Genomic DNA, 17954 nt, shown 5'->3' on the forward strand with positions numbered 1-17954 from the left:
GCGGCCGGGCCCCGGGATCGGTGTTCGGTCACCCCGGGTCCCACTCCGGATCGCGTACGGCTGCTCCGTACACGGTGGCGGGCACGCGGGGGAAGGATCCTGAACCGGCAGTGGTGGCGTTGTTCCGTTTCATGGCCCCACCTTCACGGACCGTCCGTTTCCCGCCTGTTTCCGGTCAGATCGCCGAAGGGCGGTCAGCGAGAGCGGGGCCCTGGCCGTGGGCGGGTGCCGCCCACGGCCACGCGGATCAGGCGCCTTCCAGGAACGCGGTCAACGCGCTCGCCAGCAGATAGGGGTCCTGGGCGCCGCACAGCTCTCGGGCGCTGTGCATCGACAGGCACGCGACGCCGATGTCCACCGTCTGGATGCCGTGCCGGGCTGCCGTGATCGGTCCGATCGTCGTGCCGCACGGCATGGAGTTGTTCGAGACGAACGTCTGCCACGGCACCCCCGCCTTCTCACAGGCCGCGGCGAACACCGCACGGCCGCTGCCGTCGGTGGCGTACCGCTGGTTCACATTGACCTTGAGGATCGGGCCGCGGTTGGGGAGCGGGTGGTGCGTGGGGTCGTGGCGCTCCGAGTAGTTGGGGTGGACGGCGTGACCGACATCCGACGACAGGCACACGGTCGCGGCGAACGCCCGGGCCTTGTCCTCGTACCCGCCGCCGCGGGCGAACAGCGAGCGTTCCAGCACCGATCCGAGCAGCGGTCCATCGGCACCGGTGTCCGCCTGGGAGCCGTTCTCCTCGTGGTCGAAGGCGGCCAGCACCGGGATGTAGGGCAGTGCGGGGGTGGCAGCAGCGGCGATGAGCGCGGCAAGGCCGGCGTGGACGGAGAGCAGGTTGTCCATGCGGGGCCCGGCGAGGAGTTCTTCGTCCCGTCCGAGGTAGGCGGGGGCCTCGACGGAGTGGGTCATCAGGTCCCAGCCGGTGACCTCGCCCTCCGGAAGTCCGCTCTCCTGTTCGAGGAAGCGGATCAGATCGCCCTCGTGGACCTCGCCCAGACCCCAGATGGGCTGCATATGGCGCTGCTTGTCGAGCTTGAGGCCGTCGGCGTGTACGGAGCGGTCGAGGTGGATCGCGAGTTGCGGCACCCGCAGCAGCGGACGGTCGATCTTGACCAGTCGATGCGTTCCGTCACGCAGGCTGAGCCGTCCGGAGATGCCGAGGTCGCGGTCGAGCCAGCTGTTGAGCAGCGGGCCTCCGTAGACCTCGACGGCGATCTGTCGCCAGCCGTGCGAGCCGGCGTCGGGCAGTGGCTTGACCCGCAGGTTGGGCGAGTCGGTGTGGGCGCCCACGATGCGGAACGGAGTGTGTGTGGGGGCCTCCTCCGGCACGTACCAGGCGATGAGCGCGCCCCCGCGGATGACATATCGGCCACCGGTCGACGCATCCCATGCCTCGGTCTCCTTGACCTGGCGGAAGCCGGCCTTCTCCAGGCGCTCCGCCGCTACGGCCACCACGTGGTACGGGGAGGTCGCGGCAGCCAGGAAGGTCATCAGGTCGTCGGTGTGCCCACGATCGAACCGGAGGGATGCGTTGGTGCTCATGGAGCCACTGTAACGAGGCGGGGCGGGGCGTTCGTGGCTGAGTACCGCCGTTCTCGTACGGGCTCGTGGGCCGTGGTCGGAAGCTCGGACGAAGGTGCTTGCGGCGGCACTGGGGCGGGGGTGCCGTGGGCCGGTTCGTCGGGGGTTCCAGCGGGCAGGGGCGGGTCTGATGCCCCTGCCCGTCCCTCGACTGACCCCTCGACGCTCGGCTCGGACACCTGGACGACCTGCTGCCCCCGGCGGTCTCACCGGGGGCAGCAGGCCATGGGGGACGGGGATGGTCTAGAAGGCGGCCTCGTCGAGGTCCATCAGGGCGAGGTCCACCGATTCGGCGAGCCGCCGCTCGGCGGAGACGCCGGGCAGGACGTTGGCGGCGAAGAACTTGGCCGCCGCGATCTTGCCGTTGTAGAAGGGCACGTCCTTCGGGGTCGCGGTGGGGAGCTTCTCGGCGGCGACGGCGGCGCCGCGCAGCAGCAGATAGCCCACGACCACATCGCCGGAGGCGAGCAGCAGCCGGGTGGTGTTGAGCCCGACCTTGTAGATGTTCTTGACGTCATCGCCGGTGGCGATCAGGTCGTTCGTCATGACGCCGACCATCGCTTCCAGGTCCACCGTCGCCTGCGCGAGCGAGTCCCGGGCGGGTGCCAGGTCCTCGCCGCCGGTGCCGATGGCGAGGAACTTCTTGATCTCCTCGGAGAGGGCGTTCAGCGCCTGGCCCTGGTCACGGACGATCTTCCGGAAGAAGTAGTCCTGGCCCTGGATGGCGGTGGTGCCCTCGTAGAGGGTGTCGATCTTGGCGTCCCGGATGTACTGCTCGACGGGGTACTCCTGGAGGTACCCGGAGCCGCCGAAGATCTGGAGCGACTGGGCGAGCTGCTCGTAGGACTTCTCCGAGCCGTAGCCCTTGACGATCGGCAGCAGCAGGTCGTTCAGGGCGACGAGGGCCTTGGCGTCCTCTGTGCTCTCTGCGTGCTCGGTGTCCTGGCCGTCTTGAGCGGCCTTGTCGGTAGCTTGCTTGGCGGCGATCTCGTCCTGGATGGACGCGGTGTAGAGGACGAGGGCGCGCATTCCCTCCGCGTACGCCTTCTGTGTCATCAGCGAGCGGCGTACGTCGGGGTGGTGGGTGATGGTGACCTTGGGAGCGGTCTTGTCCATGAAGTTCACCAGGTCCTGGCCCTGGACGCGCTCCTTGGCGTACTCCAGCGCATTGAGGTAGCCGGTGGAGAGGGTGGCGATGGCCTTGGTGCCGACCATCATCCGGGCGAACTCGATGATCATGAACATCTGGCGGATGCCGTCGTGCTTGTCGCCGATCAGCCAGCCCTTGGCCGGGTGGCGGTCGCCGAAGGTGATCTCGCAGGTGTTGGACGCCTTGAGACCCATCTTGTGCTCGACGTTCGTGGCGTAGACGCCGTTGCGCTCACCGAGCTCGCCCGTCTCCCAGTCGAAGTGGAACTTCGGTACGAGGAAGAGGGAGAGGCCCTTGGTGCCGGGGCCGGCGCCCTCGGGGCGGGCGAGGACGTAGTGGAGGATGTTCTCCGACATGTCGTGCTCGCCCGAGGTGATGAACCGCTTCACGCCCTCGATGTGCCAGGAGCCGTCCTCCTGCTGGACCGCCTTGGAACGACCGGCGCCCACGTCGGAGCCCGCGTCGGGCTCGGTGAGGACCATCGTCGAGCCCCACTGCTTCTCGACGGCGATCTCGGCGACCTTCTTCTGCTCCTCGGTGCCCTCTTCGTAGAGGAGTCCGGCGAAGGACGGGCCCGACGAGTACATCCAGATCGCGGGGTTGGACCCCAGCAGCATTTCGGCGTAGGCCCAGATCAGGGAGCGGGGCGCGGTGGTGCCGCCGATCTCCTCGGGCAGGCCGAGCCGCCAGTACTCGGAGTCCATGAAGGTCTGGTAGCTCTTCTTGAAGGACGCGGGTACCGGGGCGGTGCCGGTCGTGGGATCGAAGACCGGGGGGTTGCGGTCGGAGTCGGCGAAGGACTCCGCCAGCTCGTTCTCCGCGAGGCGGGTGATCTCGGCGAGGATGCTCTTGGCGGTTTCGACGTCCATCTCCGCAAACGGGCCGGTGCCGTACAGCTGGTCGCGACCGAGGACCTCGAAGAGGTTGAACTCGATGTCGCGGAGATTCGACTTGTAGTGCCCCATGGCGACGGCTCCGTAAGGATCGGGAGTCAGTTTGCTCTTACCTACCAGCAAGTAGCTACGATGATGCTACCCGTCGGTAATAAGATGCAACCCCTCTTGGGCTAACTGTGACTGGTTACTCTTGCGGGCATGTACGGCTATGACCAGAGTCAGGGCGCTCACCAGCAGTACGCACCCCAGCAGCCATACGGGGGCCAGACGCAGGGGCAGCCGCTGTACCCGGAGCCGTCGCCGCCGTCGCTCGCCGATGCCGTACGGGCCTTCACCACCGGTTCCCTGTCCGCCGAGGACTTCCAGCAGATCTTCGCGACCTCGAAGGTCTACTGCCCGCGCGGCGACAATCCCGGCTTCCTGGCGCTCCACAACACCCAGCAGCCGGTCATCCCCATGTTCACCTCGCTCAAGGAGTTGCGGCGGTACGCGGGCAAGGAGTCCAAGTACTTCGTGATCACCGGCGCCGAGATGATCGACCTCCTTCCCACGGGTTACGGCTTCGTCCTCGACATGGAGGGGGAGCACCGCATGGTCTTCGACGCCAAGGCCGTCGAGCAGATGGTCGACTTCGCCATGCGCCGTATGTACGGGTAGCGGGTCATGCGTGATGCGTGGCGCGTGCGGCGCCGTGCATCGTGCGTCACACAAGGCATGTAGGTCAGGTGCGGCTGCCGAAATCGGCTCCTGCGAGTGCCCGGGAGGAATTCCTCCCGGGCCTTTCTCGTTTCCCGAGTAGCAGGAAGTTCAGGATTCAACTAAACTGGTCGCACAAGGAGGTACTGCCATGCCCGCAGTGACTGTCGAGAACCCGCTCACTCTGCCGCGCGTCGCCGCGCCCGCTGAGGCCGCGAACCGCCCGGTGCTCGCCGTGACGACCGCCCCCACCGGATTCGAGGGGGAAGGATTCCCGGTTCGCCGAGCGTTCGCCGGGATCAACTACAAGTACCTCGACCCGTTCATCATGATGGATCAGATGGGCGAGATCGAGTATGCGCCGGGAGAGCCGAAGGGCACCCCGTGGCACCCGCACCGCGGCTTCGAGACCGTCACGTACCTCATTGACGGAACCTTCATCCACCAGGACAGCAACGGTGGCGGTGGAACCATTCAAAACGGTGACACCCAGTGGATGACGGCCGGCTCCGGTCTGCTCCACATCGAGGCTCCCCCGGAGCAGCTGGTGATGTCGGGCGGACTCTTCCATGGACTCCAGCTGTGGGTGAACCTTCCGGCGGCGGACAAGATGATGGCACCGCGCTACCAGGACATCCGTGGCGGCCAGGTCCAGCTGCTGACCTCGCCCGACGGCGGCGCACTGATGCGTGTCATCGCGGGAGAGCTCGACGGGCACGAGGGGCCGGGCATCACGCACACCCCGATCACGATGATCCATGCGACGCTGCGGCCGGGTGCACAGATCAGACTGCCCTGGCGCAGTGACTTCAACGGTCTCGCCTATGTCCTCGCAGGTCGTGGCACGGTCGGTGAGGACCGCCGCCCCGTCCAGAAGGGGCAGACGGCCGTCTTCGGCGACGGCGGCGCACTGACGGTTCGGGCGGACGAGTCCCAGGACTCCAACACCCCCGATCTGGAGGTCGTGCTCCTCGGCGGCAAGCCGATCCGTGAGCCGATGGCGCACTACGGGCCGTTCGTGATGAACACCCAGGACGAGCTGCGCCAGGCGTTCGAGGACTTCCAGGCCGGCCGGCTGGGCACGATTCCGGCCGTGCACGGTATGTGACCTCGGCGTACGGGCTGGCAGTACCCCACGACAGAGCCCCGCACTCAGCTCGGTGAGTGCGGGGCTCTGTCGTGTCCTGCGCTGCTTTCCCCAGGGACGGGTGGGATAGGCGTCGCTACTTGCCTCGGGGGCGGGTGAGGTAGGCGTCGATCACACGCATCGCCTCTTCCGTCCCACCCCTGCGGTAGAGCCAGTGGCCTACGACGTCCATGGTGAACAGGGTCGCTTCCGGGAAGGCGCGTGCCATGCGCCGTGCACCTGGCAAGGGCGTCGCGAGGTCATGGGTGGCATTGGCGACGAGGACGGGCGGGAGGTCGCCTTTCGCCCGAGCGGGTCGGGGCTTGGGCGGCATGCTCCAGCCCTGGCAGCCGAGGATGGTGTCCAGTGCCTGGGAGTTGTAGCGGACGTGCGGGGCGGCCTTCGCGACCCGCTCCCGGATGGCGCGGTACTGGGCGTAGTCGCGGATGCGAAAGTCGTAGTCCCGGCAGAGCACGAGCCGGGACTCCAAGCTGGAGCCGACGGGGATCCAGCGGACCTCGCCCTTTCCGGTGTGGAGGGCGGCCAGCTGTTCCGCTGCCATGTCGGGGGCCGACTTGCCGAGGGCGAAGGTCAGGAAGTCGGACAGCCTGTCGGCGCTGACCTTGGTCCGGGTCGGTCCGTTCGGGCCCGGGTCACGGAGCGTTCCCGCGTCGGCGCGGGCGAACAGGGTCTTGGTGACGGCGGTCAGGTCCTTGCCCTTCAGCGCACAGGTCGGGTCCTTCTCGCACCAGGTCGCGAGCCGTTTCAGCGCACTGTTGATGGTGGTGCTGCCGTCGGTGAGAAAGCGTTCCGCGTTCGGGCGGTCGGGGTCCATCGCACTGTCGAGGGCCAGCGCGCGCAGCCTGTTCGGGAACAGGCGCGCATAGCGTTCGCCGAGGAAGGTGCCGTAGGAGTGGCCGATGAAGCTGATCTTGCGTTCGCCGAGGGCGGCCCGGATCGCGTCCATGTCACGGGCCACGCTCTCCCCGTCCATGTGCGCGGCGAGCTGCCCCGTCAGCTTCAGACAACTGTCCGCGAGCCGACCGTTGAGGGTGCGCAGCCGCTCGAACTCGGCCGCGTTGCGGGGGCGGTTGGGGATCTTGTCGAGGATCGCTTCATCGCAGCGGGCGCCCTGGCTGCGGCCGATGCCGCGCGGGTCGAAGCCGATCATGTCGAAGCGTTGGAGCATCGCCGGGGTGTAGCCCGAGAGGGGGTCGTCCGCGTACAGGGCGTCGTCGGCTCCGGGCGCTCCGGGGCCGCCCGGGTTCGACATCAGCACGCCGATGCGCCGCGCCGGATCGGTGGCCCGGTGGCGGGCCACGAAGATACCGATCTTCGCGCCCTTGGGCTTCGACCAGTCCAGCGGCACCTTGATCGTTGCGCACTGCGCCTTCGGGCTGGGGTCGGGATAGGGCGGATCGCCCTTGGGGCAGGCACCCCAACGGATCGACGGGGGAGGGGCGGCGGCAACACCGGCAGGCTGCTGGGCGGCTGCCGGACCGGGGACGGCCAGGGCGACGGTGGACGCGGAGAGGGCGAGGAGTACGGCCAGAGCTCGCCGACCCCGGTCCGGGGGCTTGTTCACACGGGTGCTCGTGTTCATGCGCGCCACTGTTGCGATCTTGTGTGACGGCGGCTGAATGAGCACATGGTGGGGACGTAACAAGCGGCTCCCCCCGGCACTCCACAGCGGCCATCTCTCCACGCTCCGACCGGACTTCTCCTGCCTGTACGGGCCCTTTCCCTACCTGTAGGGGACTTCCACTAGCCGTACGGGGGTTCCCGCTGCCCTGCTTCCTGCGGCTGGCGAAAACGCGTCCGAGGCCCCAGTACAGGCAACTTGACCTGCATCTTTGCCTCCGTCTGTGGGCCGCCCCGCTCCGAATCGCCGCACAGTGCCTTTGACTCCCGGGCCGACGCACCCCCATACTCACCATCATTCCACTAACTAACTAGTGAAAGGGGGGATCTGGATGAGCGGCGATTCCCATCCGTACGCCGTCGAGGCTCTGGATCTGGGCAAGAAGTACCGGCGGGGCTGGGCCCTGCGCGAATGTTCCTTCCGACTGCCCGCAGGCTGCGTCAGCGCACTCGTCGGGCCGAACGGCGCCGGAAAGTCCACCTTCCTCGGCATCGCCGCCCGTCTGCTCCGCCCCACCACCGGCAGCCTCCGCCTCTTCGGCATGGAGGTCAGCGACCCGGCCGCACTCCAGCGCGCGGCGTTCGTGGACCAGGAACGCCCGCTCTACAAGGGGTTCACGGTCGCCGAAACCCTGCGACTGGGCCGCGAACTCAACCCGCACTGGGACCAGGCCGCCGCCGAACGGATCGTGGAAGCGGGAAAGGTGCCGTTCGGCGCCCGGATCGGCACCCTTTCCTCCGGCCAGCGCACCCGCGTGGCACTGTCCCTGGCCTTCGGTAAGCGCGCCGAACTCCTCCTCCTCGACGAGCCGATGGCCGACCTCGACCCGCTGGCCCGGCACGAACTCTCCGCGCTGCTCCTCTCGGAGGCAGCCGAACACGGCCTGACCGTACTGATGTCGTCCCACCTCCTGTCTGAACTGGAAGAGATGTGCGACCACCTGGTCGTCCTCTCCGGCGGCCGACTCCGCATGGCCGGATACGTGGACGAACTGGTCCCCGCCCACCGACTTGTCACCGGACTCGCCGACCCGGGCCCCGGCACCGGCGCCAACGACAACGGAGTCCTTCCCGCCGTCTTCACCGAGCGCCACGCCGTCGTCGAATCCCGTGTCACCGGACGGCAGTTCACCGCACTGATCCGCCCCGGCGCGGAGCTGGGCGACTCGTACGAGAGCGTGGAGCCGAACCTCGAAGAGGTGCTGCTCGCCTATCTGCGCTCCGCCGATGTACCCGCCCTGATCACTCCCGGAGCCGACATCACCGCCACCGCGCCGGCCTCGCAGAAGGAGGGAATGGCCGCATGAACGTTTTGACGAAGACCGAGGCGCCGAGCGATTCGACCGCCACCCCCGGTCGCACCTTCCTGCGCGGGATGAGCTGGGTGGCCTGGCGCCGCAACCGCACTAGCCTGCTGCTGCTGATCGGCGGCACCACACTGTTCATCGCGTACTGCGTCTACCAGCGCAGTCTGCTCATCGACTTCCTGGACACACCGAAGGCCGCCGAACTCAGCCAGCTCCTGCCCCAGGACGAGGACAAGTTGGCGAACGCCTTCTTCGTACTCTCCTCGCTGCCGCTCATCCTCGGTGTGTTCCTCGGCGCCCCACTGCTCGGGGCCGAGCAAGAGAACAGCACGCTGCGGCTCACCACCACCCAGTCCCTTGCCCGGCTGCGCGTTATCGGGACGACACTGGCCGTGCCGCTGCTGGTCATCGCGGCCCTCACCACCCTGATCACGGTGGTCTTCACCTGGACCTGGCGACCGGTGGATACCTACTTCTCGGGAGGGGACTGGTGGAACAACAGTGTCATCTACACCACCGGCCCGGTGCTGGTGGCGCTCTCCCTCTTCACCACCTCGTTCGGCATCCTCGCCGGAGCGGTCCTCAAGCGCTCCGTGGCCGCCATGGGAGTCACCTTCATCACCCTCACCGTTGGGGCGATGATGGTGAAGGACCGCATGGCATCCTTCTTCGTCACCCCCCACCGGATCTCGTACCCGATGGGCGGCGAGAGTGGCGCCGGTCTGAAGCCCGGTGAAGTCCAGGTCGACAACTGGGTCGGCACCGCGGACGGAAAGCTTTACGGCTGGGGCACCTGCGTCCGTATGACCGAGGCGGAGAGCACGGCCTGTGTCAAGAAGCACGGCATCGTGAACGACGTGGTCGAGTACGTGAAGCTCGACCAGCTTCCGGCCATCCAGTGGTCCATGACAGGGATACTTCTGGCACTGACCGTCGCCATGCTCGCCGCCACGGTGTGGTGGATGCGACGCAAGTCGCTGTGAGTCGGCCCGAAGGAAGAACGAAGGAGTGACCGTGGTCGAGTTCCGGATCGACCGGCGCAGCGGGATGGCCACGTACCTCCAGATCGTGCAGCAGGTCAAGCAGGCTCTGCGACTGGGCGTCCTGGTGGAGGGTGACCGCCTCCCCACCGCCGCCCAGGTCGCCGCGACCACCCGGGTCAACCCCAACACCACCCTCAAGGCGTACCGGGAACTGGAGCGCGAGGGCCTGGTGGAGCCCCGCCCGGGCGTCGGCACCTTCGTCAGCCAGTCCCTCGCCCGCCCGCCCTCCAAGGACAGCGAGCGACTGACGGCCGAACTGATCACCTGGATGGACAGCGCCCGCGCGACGGGAATGGAACGGGAGGACGTACGGGCGCTGCTGAACGCAACACTGGACGAACAGTTCCCGGCGCCGGAGGGGCGCGGGTAGCGGGAAGTGCCCGAACGGGGCGGGTGCGGCCGGGGGGGCCGCACCCGCCCCGTAGGCGTCACTTGTGTCTATGCGTTCACAGCTCGCTGGTGCGGGCGAGAGCGATGAGCCCTGACCATGCGGAGGTGCTGACCACGAGGGTCGGGCCGGTCGGGTTCTTGCTGTCACGGACGGGGACGACACTGTTGGCAGATGCGTAGGAGGGTGCCCACTCGACGCAGGTGCCTCCGTTGTCGCTGTAACTGGACTTGATCCAACGGAGCGAAGGAGTTTCGATCATCACAGGGCGCCCTTTCGTACCTGATTGATCATGTCCACGGATGATGTTTGTGAAGCTGATTCGGCCTGTAGTTGATGGTATGCCGTCAGTAGAGGCACCACAGAGGTGGTTTCGCGGTCCAGGTGCCCCTGAGTCTGAGACTCGACGTAGGCAACCATGGAGCGGTCGGCAAGCGTTAGCAGGTTGACCGGTCGATTGAACGTGCGGCGTTCTCCTATGTCGAACGGCGCAACGTGCAGCCAGGTGTTGGGAAGTGCCGCGAAATCCACCAGGTGTTGGAGTTGGGCGGCCATGATTTCGGCGCCTCCGATTGGGCGGCGGATGCAGCTCTCGTCCATGACCACGAGCAGCATGGGCGGACGCGGGCGTTCTAGTACTCCAGCCTGCCGTTCTGCCAAGAACTCGATCCGCTCGCCTGCTTGTTCGGGTGTGATGGCTCCCCGTCGTATAGCGCTGTCTGTCAGCACTCTCGCGTAGTCGGGGGTCTGAAGGAGCCCCGGAATGATCCCGACCTCGAACAGTCTGATCTCTACTGCCCGGGCCTCGTACCCGATGTACTCCGGGAAGCCCTCCAGTAGCGCGCCATGGCGAATCTCGCGCCACTTGCGCTCGAACAGATCTCCCGTGCTTAAGGCCAGGTCAGCGCTTCGCGAAAGACGCAAGGTCGGGGATTTGCGTCCAGTTTCAACCGATGAAATATGCGTGCTGGAGTATCCCATTCGATCGGCTAGCTCTTCCTGTGTCCACCCATGTCTCTCTCGCGAGCTGCGAATCTCTGCACCGAATGCTGCTTGCGGCGACGCCCCTGGGGTCAACTCCTTGCGGTTCAAATGTCGATCACGAACCTTTCCCTCTCTCCCGACAAGTTGAATGGTTCTCGACTCTAGACCACGCTGACTTCACTTGGTAGTTGAGCAACTACGGAGAGGTGTGGTCCATGTGTTCACCCACCCGCCCGGATCGTGAGGGCGGCATGAGTCAGGAGTTCGCGGTCGGGGCCATGGTTCGGGATGCCGAGGCGAAGAGGGTGGGGGTGGTCATGGACTTCTCCCTGAGGAGCTATTTCCTTCGTCCTCTCGGGGGAGGGCGCGAGTGGAGTGTGAGCGGCGAGAGCCTGAGTGTCTGGAGTTGTGGTGATCGTCCGGGTGTGGCGGAGGTCATCGTCAGCGACAACGGCGTTCAGGAGGCGTCGACATGGAGCTGACCCGTCGCTTCAGGGAAGTCATCTGGACGCTCAAGCTCCATGAAGCCAACGGGACTTCCGTGCACGTCGCGTGTGCCTCGGGCGAGTCCGGGTGCAGGGCGGTCCCAGAAGGTGCCGAGGACTTCTGCGTCGACGATGCCGAAGCGTGGACGGAAGTCCACTTCAGACGCACCGGGCACCGTCGCTACTTGTTCTTCGAGTGCTATACGAAACAGTGGGACTCGCCCAGCGACGTCGACCCCCGGGCCATCCAGGGGGTGACCACATGAGCCCTGAGGGTGGTTTCCCCGATCCGTCCGCCTTCTGTTGTCACTGTGGCCGGCTCACCTGGGCGCCGATCATTGTTCGGTCGGTCGGGAGCGCCGGTGTGCCCGGACGGACGACGTTGTACGCGTGCCCCGACTGCTTCCCCGAGTTCGATGCGGGACCGACTCCCGGCGAGATGATCTGTACGGGTTAGGGGCCACCTGCCCGAGGGTGCGAACCGTTGATGGAGTGTCACCCGCCCGGCCCCCGAGCGCGCGACGGCCGCGTCTGGTCGTGGTCCGCTGGACGTGTGCAGTTCCCAGAGCGGTCGAGACTTCTGCCCGAGCCCGTGCGCCGGCTTGCCGCCTGGTGTGTCGTGTTGTTGCTGGTCGCCGGGGTGGCGGCGGTGGCGATTTGGTTGATCGGGTATCTGCGGACCGCCGTCACCCCCGTACTGCTCGCGCTGCTGGGCACCGCGCTGCTCGGGCCCCTGTACCGGTGGCTCGTACGGATGGGTATGCACCGCTCACTGGCAGCCGGGCTCACCTGTGCGGCCGTCGTCGCGGTGGTCGGTGGGGCCACCTACATCGTCGTCAGCGCGCTCATCGACAGCGGCGACCAGATCGTCTCCTCGCTGCGGGAGGCCGCGAAGGGCCTCGCTGAGCACTTCGGGGCTGCGGGCACTTCCCTCGACGACCTCGCGACCAATGCGAAGGACCTGCTCACCAAGTTCGGCGGGACCGCTGCCTCCGGTGTGATCAGCGGGCTGAGCGTGGTGGGCGAATCGATCGCCATCGCCGTGCTGGCCCTGCTGCTGATCTTCTTCTTCCTCCGTGACTCCGACAAGGCGGCGGGACTGGCGCGGGTCATCGCACCCGGGCCGAACAGGGAAGTCGTCGAGGCGATGGGACGACGCGCCTTCGAGGCCGTCGAGGGTTTTATGCGGGGGACCACGTTCATCGCCCTGATCGACGCCTTCTGCATCACCATCGGACTGTTGATCCTGCGGGTTCCCGGTGCCCTCGGGCTCGGGGCGCTCGTCTTTGTGGGGGCGTACATCCCCTATCTCGGTGCGTTCCTCTCCGGCGCGGTCGCGGTCCTGGTGGCGCTCGCCGACCGGGGATGGGTCATCGCGCTCTGGGCGTTGGGTGTCGTCCTCGCCGTCCAGGTGCTGGAGGGGCACGTGCTCCAGCCGATGATCCAGAGCCGTACCGTCCAGATGCACCCGGCCGTCGTGATGCTGGCGATCACCGCGGGCGCCGGTGTGGCGGGGATCCTGGGGATGCTGCTCGCCGTACCCGTGACCGCCGCGGCCTTCGGCATCATCGGTGAACTGCGGAAGGTCTACGGCAGCGGAACGACCGAGGGGGCACAAGGGGCCGGGACGGAATCGGCCGGCTGATCGCCGCCGCCTACTCCTTCGTCTTCGGCTCGTGGAGTTCGAACCAGATCGACTTGCCCTCGCCCCGCGGGTCCACTCCCCAGGCGTCCGCCAGCATCTCCATCAGCACCAGGCCGCGGCCGGAGGACGCCATCTCGCCGGGGCGCCGCTTGTGCGGCAGTTCATCGCTGGCGTCGGTGACCTCGACGCGCAGCCGCCGGCCGTCCCCGTTGCCGTGGGCGACCTCCGCCGAGAGCAGGGCGTTGCCGTCGGTGTGCACCAGGACGTTGGTCAGCATCTCGGAGACCATCAGGACCGCGGAGTCGAGCTGGTCCGGGTCGGACCAGTCGTGTAGCAGTTCCTTGACCTGGTGGCGGGCGACGGCGATGCGTTCCGGCTGGGCCTGGGCCACCGTCATGACCATCCGCCGTGGGGCCTCCGTCACCGGCTGCCCCTCGCGGGACAGCAGCACCAGTGCCACATCGTCCTCGCGCCGGTCGGCGAGCGGGCCGGTCGTGTAGTGGGAGACGGGTCCGTGGACCGCCTGCACCAGGGCGTCCGCCAACTCCTCCAGCGATTCGCCCGGGTCGTTCTCCAGCACCGTCCGCAGCCTGGCCCAGCCGGTGTCCAGGTCATGGCCGCCGGTCTCCAGCAGACCGTCGGTGCACATCATCAGCGTTTCGCCGGGCTCCAGCGTGAGCCGCGTCGTCGGATAGTCCGTGTCCCGGTCGATGCCCAGGGGCAGGCCGCCCTCGGTGGGCCTGAGCAGAACCGTTCCGTCAGTCATTCGGACCGCCGGCTCGGGATGACCCGCACGAGCCATCTCGATCCGCCCGTTCGCCGGGTCGACCTCCAGATAGAGGCAGGTGGCGAACCGCGGACCGGAGTAGTCGCCCTGCCCGTAGGAGTCGGTGATGCCGTGCAGGAAGCGCGATGCCCGGGAGAGCACCGCGTCCGGACGGTGTCCCTCCGACGCGTACGCGCGCAGGGCGATCCGCAACTGGCCCATCAGTCCCGCGGCCCGTACGTCATGACCCTGTACGTCCCCGATGACCAGGGCGATGCGTCCGGAGGGCAGCGGGATCATGTCGTACCAGTCGCCGCCGACCTGGAGGCCCCCACCCGTCGGCACATAGCGCGCGGCCACCGACATGCCCGGGATGGCCGGTCCCAGTACCGGCATCATCGACCGCTGGAGCCCCAGGGACAGTTCACGCTCGGTCTCCGCGACCCCGGCCCTGGCCAGTGCCTGCGCCAGCATCCGGGCGACTGTCGTCAGTACGGAGCGCTCGTCGGGGGTGAAGGTCACCGGGTGCCGGAACGCCGCCATCCAGGCACCCATGGTGCGGCCCGCGACGATCAGTGGCAGATACGCCCACGACTGCCGCCCCAGCCGCTGCGCCAGCGGCCAGCTGGTCGGATAGCGGTGGTCGTACTCGTCGGGGCTCGGCAGGTACACGGCCCGTCCGGTGCGGATGACCTCGGCCGCAGGATGGTCGGTGTCCATCCGCATATGGCTGAAGGGGTCATCCTCGGCCCCCTGGTGGCCGTGCTGTCCGATGATGGTGATCCGGTCGCCCGCGGCGCCGAAGACCGCCAGCCCGTCCGGGGAGAATCCCGGCATCGACAGGGATGCGGCCACCCGCAGCACCTCGGCGGTCGACCGCGCCTCGGCCAGTGCCCGCCCCGCGTCCAGCAGGAACGCCTCCCGGGAGCGCCGCCAGTCACCGGTGATCGGGGTCTGCGCGGCCGTGCCCTCGGTCGGCTCGGCGACCTCCTGGAGCGTTCCGTACAGGACGTGGGAGGCGCCCACCCGGAACGGCTTGGAGCGGAAGCGGACGGTGCGCAGCACCCGCCCGGCCTCGTCGACGATCCTCAGCCGCCCCTCGGCCAGGGTGTCCTCGGCGATGGCGAGGCCGACGACGCCGTTGATCTCGTTCCAGTCGATGGGGTGGAAACGGGCCCTCACGACGGACTCGGGGTGGGGGCCGGCTTCTGGGGTCAGCTCGATCAGCCGGGCGGCCTCCGCGTCGAGGGTGACCGTCCCGGATGCCTTGTCCCACCGCCATAGGCCGGTGGCGATGGCTGCCAGGACGTCCTCGGTGCGCATTGCCTCACTTTATTCCGATCTGCTGATGCCTGACCTGCCGGGGGCCACCCGCGGGTGAACGGGCCGTGGACGGACGGCAGAAGGGAGCGCGGGAACAGGCGCGGGCGGCACCGGTACGGATGGGCGCGGAAGCCGCTGGTACGGCTGTTCACCGGGTGAGCCGAGGCCCTCGCGACCCCCGACCTGCCTCTGGCGTGTATATGCCAATGAGGGGGGCGGGGGGTGGGCGGTAACCTTGACAGGCCCACCCCACCCCACTCCGCTAAGACTGGATGAACGACGATGCATCGGTACAGGTCCCACACCTGCGGCGAGCTCCGCGCCTCTGACGTCTCCACCGACGTCCGGCTGAGCGGCTGGCTGCACAATCGTCGAGACCTGGGCGGCATCCTCTTCATCGATCTGCGCGACCACTACGGCATCACCCAGCTCGTCGCCCGCCCGGGCACCGCGGCCAACGAGGCGCTGAGCCACCTCACCAAGGAGACCGTCGTCCGCATCGACGGCAAGGTCGTCAGCCGGGGCGCCGACAACGTCAACCCCGAGCTGCCCACCGGTGAGGTCGAGATCGAGGTGTCCGAGGTGGAGGTGCTGGGCGCGGCCCAGCAGATCCCGTTCACGATCAACGCGGACGACGGCGTCAACGAGGAGCGCCGGCTTGAGTACCGCTTCCTCGATCTGCGCCGTGAGCGCATGCACCGCAACATCATGCTGCGCACCGCGGTGATCAGCGCGATCCGGCACAAGATGACGGCGCTCGGCTTCAACGAGATGGCCACCCCGATCCTCACCGCCACCTCCCCCGAGGGCGCGCGTGACTTCGTGGTGCCCTCCCGGCTGAACCCCGGCAAGTTCTACGCCCTGCCGCAGGCCCCGCAGCAGTTCAAGCAGCTGCTGATGATCTCCGGCTTCGACCGGTACTTCCAGATCGCGCCCTGCTTCCGGGACGAGGACGCCCGCGCCGACCGCTCGCCGGGCGAGTTCTACCAGCTCGACGTCGAGATGAGCTTCGTCGAGCAGGAGGACGTCTTCCAGCCCGTCGAGAAGCTGATGACCGAGCTGTTCGAGGAGTTCGGCGACGGCAAGCACGTCACCTCGCCCTTCCCGCGCATCCCGTTCCGCGAGTCGATGCTGAAGTACGGCAACGACAAGCCGGACCTGCGCGCCCGGCTCGAACTCGTCGACATCACCGATGTCTTCGACGGCTCCGAGTTCAAGGCGTTCGCCGGCAAGCACGTGCGCGCCCTGGCCGTGCCCGACGTCTCCGCGCAGCCCCGGAAGTTCTTCGACCAGCTCGGTGAGTACGCGATCGAGCAGGGCGCCAAGGGGCTGGCCTGGGTGCGCGTCGCCGAGGACGGTTCCCTCTCCGGTCCCATCGCCAAGTTCCTCACCGAGGAGAACGTCAAGGTCCTCACCGAGCGCCTTGGCCTCGCCGCCGGGCACGCCGTCTTCTTCGGCGCGGGCGACTTCGACGAGGTCTCCAAGATCATGGGCGCGGTCCGCGTCGAGGCCGCCAAGCGCGCGGGCCACTTCGACGAGGGCGTCTTCCGGTTCTGTTGGATCGTCGACTTCCCGATGTACGAGAAGGACGAGGAGACCGGGAAGATCGACTTTTCCCACAACCCGTTCTCGATGCCGCAGGGCGGTATGAAGGACCTGGAGGAGAAGGACCCGCTCGACATCCTCGCCTGGCAGTACGACATCGTCTGCAACGGCATCGAGCTGTCCTCCGGCGCGATCCGTAACCATGAGCCCGAGGTCATGCTGAAGGCGTTCGAGATCGCCGGCTACGACCGCGAGACCGTGGAGCACGAGTTCGCGGGCATGCTGCGGGCCTTCCGTCTCGGCGCCCCGCCGCACGGTGGCATCGCCCCCGGCATCGACCGGATCGTGATGCTGCTCGCCGACGAGCCGAACATCCGCGAGACCATCGCCTTCCCGCTCAACGGCAACGCCCAGGACCTGATGATGGGCGCGCCGACCGAGCTGGACGAGTCCCGACTGCGGGAGCTGAACATCCAGCTCCGCAAGCCGGTGGCGAAGCCCGCCGAGTAGCGCCTGTCGGCCGGTTGACGGCACTCCGATCGAGTACGCGAGAGGCCCCGGACCGCGGTCCGGGGCCTCTTCGTGTTCCACCGGTGCTCTGCGTGCTCAGCCCCTTTGCTCCTCGTGCCCGGTTGTTCCTCGTGCTCCGGGGCGCGGACGCATCCCGTTGGGCGGAGGCGTTTGTTCCCGCGCATGCGGGCAACCCGAACCATTCCTCACCGCGTTCCTTCTACGTGGACGACGGAACACGAGAGCGGGGACGGAACCATGGGCTCCGAGTACGGGGACGGCGACTTCGAGGCGTTCGTCGCCGCCCGTGGCCCCCGACTGCTCCGCATGGCCTGGCTGCTGACCGGCGACGCCCATCTCGCCGAGGACCTGCTCCAAACGGTGCTGGCGAAGGTCTGGCCGAACTGGTCGAAGATCTCGCGGGAGCACCCGGAGGCGTACATCCGCAAGGCGCTGGTGCACACCCATGCCTCCTGGTGGCGGCGACGCTGGCGCGGAGAGGTGCCGCACGGCGACCTACCGGACTCCGTGACGTCGATCGACGCATACGCCAATGTCGATCTGGAGCAGTCGCTCGCGACGGCCATCCGCAGCCTTCCGGTCCGGCAGCGGGCGATCGTGGTCCTGCGCTACTTCGAGGACATGAGCGTCGAGGACACCGCGGCCACCCTCGGCTGCGCCACGGGCACGGTCAAGAGCCAGTCGTCGAAGGCGCTGCGCACCCTGCGGGCACTGCTACCCGCCACCATGGCGAAGGCAGGTGATCGCAGTGCTGCATGACCGCCATGACGCCCAGCTCCCGCACGGACCGACTTCGAACGGACCGACTTCGGGCGGATCGGTTCCGGGCGGGCCGGTTTC

At 67.7% G+C, this 17954-nt stretch carries 16 protein-coding genes; 10 read left to right on the forward strand and 6 right to left on the reverse strand.

Annotated features, from left to right (window positions below; genetic code table 11):
- Positions 1–247: 247 nt before the first annotated feature.
- Both OID54_RS19615 and OID54_RS19620 read right to left on the reverse strand, forming a co-directional pair.
- Positions 248–1549, reverse strand: coding sequence for a M18 family aminopeptidase (locus OID54_RS19615; protein ID WP_329021337.1), 1302 nt, complete (start codon positions 1547–1549; stop codon positions 248–250).
- Positions 1550–1831: 282 nt separating this feature from the next.
- The gene (locus OID54_RS19620) at positions 1832–3703 is read right to left on the reverse strand and encodes an acyl-CoA dehydrogenase (protein WP_329027644.1); all 1872 of its coding nucleotides are present in this window, start codon (positions 3701–3703) and stop codon (positions 1832–1834) included.
- Positions 3704–3832: 129 nt separating this feature from the next.
- Between OID54_RS19620 and OID54_RS19625 the strand changes: the two genes are divergently transcribed.
- Positions 3833–4291 carry an SseB family protein gene (locus OID54_RS19625; protein ID WP_329021338.1) on the forward strand — a complete coding sequence of 153 codons (459 nt, stop codon included), beginning with the start codon at positions 3833–3835 and terminating at the stop codon, positions 4289–4291.
- A 190-nt stretch (positions 4292–4481) separates the two neighbouring features.
- Positions 4482–5438 carry a pirin family protein gene (locus OID54_RS19630; RefSeq protein WP_329021339.1) on the forward strand — a complete coding sequence of 319 codons (957 nt, stop codon included), beginning with the start codon at positions 4482–4484 and terminating at the stop codon, positions 5436–5438.
- A gap of 115 nt (positions 5439–5553) precedes the next feature.
- On the opposite strand, the gene OID54_RS19635 is transcribed toward OID54_RS19630, so the two are convergent.
- Positions 5554–7059, reverse strand: coding sequence for an alpha/beta hydrolase (locus OID54_RS19635; RefSeq protein WP_329021340.1), 1506 nt, complete (start codon positions 7057–7059; stop codon positions 5554–5556).
- Positions 7060–7429: 370 nt separating this feature from the next.
- Between OID54_RS19635 and OID54_RS19640 the strand changes: the two genes are divergently transcribed.
- The 3 genes from OID54_RS19640 (at position 7430) to OID54_RS19650 (ending at position 9817) form a co-directional block, all read left to right on the forward strand.
- The gene (locus OID54_RS19640) at positions 7430–8404 is read left to right on the forward strand and encodes an ABC transporter ATP-binding protein (protein ID WP_329021341.1); all 975 of its coding nucleotides are present in this window, start codon (positions 7430–7432) and stop codon (positions 8402–8404) included.
- Complete coding sequence (locus OID54_RS19645; RefSeq protein ID WP_329021342.1) at positions 8401–9387, forward strand: ABC transporter permease; 987 nt, start codon at positions 8401–8403, stop codon at positions 9385–9387. Before OID54_RS19640 ends, OID54_RS19645 begins: the two co-directional genes overlap by 4 nt.
- 64 nt (positions 9388–9451) lie before the next feature.
- Positions 9452–9817, forward strand: a complete 366-nt coding sequence (locus OID54_RS19650) for a GntR family transcriptional regulator (RefSeq protein WP_329027647.1) — start codon at positions 9452–9454, stop codon at positions 9815–9817.
- Positions 9818–9893: 76 nt separating this feature from the next.
- On the opposite strand, the gene OID54_RS19655 is transcribed toward OID54_RS19650, so the two are convergent.
- Both OID54_RS19655 and OID54_RS19660 read right to left on the reverse strand, forming a co-directional pair.
- Complete coding sequence (locus tag OID54_RS19655; protein ID WP_329021343.1) at positions 9894–10097, reverse strand: DUF397 domain-containing protein; 204 nt, start codon at positions 10095–10097, stop codon at positions 9894–9896.
- A complete protein-coding gene (locus OID54_RS19660) occupies positions 10097–10927 on the reverse strand; it encodes a helix-turn-helix domain-containing protein (RefSeq protein WP_329021344.1) in 831 nt (276 codons plus the stop codon). The genes OID54_RS19655 and OID54_RS19660 overlap by 1 nt, the downstream gene beginning before the upstream one ends.
- 107 nt (positions 10928–11034) lie before the next feature.
- Here OID54_RS19660 and OID54_RS19665 point away from each other — a divergent pair, with 107 nt between their 5' ends.
- The 3 genes from OID54_RS19665 to OID54_RS19675 all read left to right on the forward strand — a co-directional run bounded on the left by OID54_RS19665 (position 11035) and on the right by OID54_RS19675 (position 12949).
- Positions 11035–11301 (forward strand): hypothetical protein, encoded by a 267-nt coding sequence (locus tag OID54_RS19665; protein WP_329021345.1) that lies wholly within the window; start codon positions 11035–11037, stop codon positions 11299–11301.
- Entirely contained in the window at positions 11292–11570 is a 279-nt protein-coding gene (locus OID54_RS19670) for a hypothetical protein (protein ID WP_329021346.1), read from the forward strand. The genes OID54_RS19665 and OID54_RS19670 overlap by 10 nt, the downstream gene beginning before the upstream one ends.
- Before the next feature lie 287 nt (positions 11571–11857).
- Positions 11858–12949 (forward strand): AI-2E family transporter, encoded by a 1092-nt coding sequence (locus OID54_RS19675; RefSeq protein ID WP_329021348.1) that lies wholly within the window; start codon positions 11858–11860, stop codon positions 12947–12949.
- A 10-nt stretch (positions 12950–12959) separates the two neighbouring features.
- Here the strand turns inward: OID54_RS19675 and OID54_RS19680 are convergent, their stop codons facing one another.
- The gene (locus OID54_RS19680) at positions 12960–15038 is read right to left on the reverse strand and encodes an ATP-binding SpoIIE family protein phosphatase (RefSeq protein WP_329021349.1); all 2079 of its coding nucleotides are present in this window, start codon (positions 15036–15038) and stop codon (positions 12960–12962) included.
- A 282-nt stretch (positions 15039–15320) separates the two neighbouring features.
- Between OID54_RS19680 and aspS the strand changes: the two genes are divergently transcribed.
- Together aspS and OID54_RS19690 are read left to right on the forward strand one after the other, a co-directional pair.
- Positions 15321–17093: an aspartate--tRNA ligase gene (gene aspS, locus OID54_RS19685; RefSeq protein ID WP_329021350.1), complete on the forward strand. Its 1773-nt coding sequence runs from the start codon at positions 15321–15323 to the stop codon at positions 17091–17093.
- Positions 17094–17351: 258 nt separating this feature from the next.
- Positions 17352–17873 carry a SigE family RNA polymerase sigma factor gene (locus OID54_RS19690; RefSeq protein WP_329021351.1) on the forward strand — a complete coding sequence of 174 codons (522 nt, stop codon included), beginning with the start codon at positions 17352–17354 and terminating at the stop codon, positions 17871–17873.
- Positions 17874–17954 lie beyond the last annotated feature (81 nt).

Source organism: Streptomyces sp. NBC_00690, assembly GCF_036226685.1.
Classification (GTDB): Bacteria; Actinomycetota; Actinomycetes; order Streptomycetales; family Streptomycetaceae; genus Streptomyces.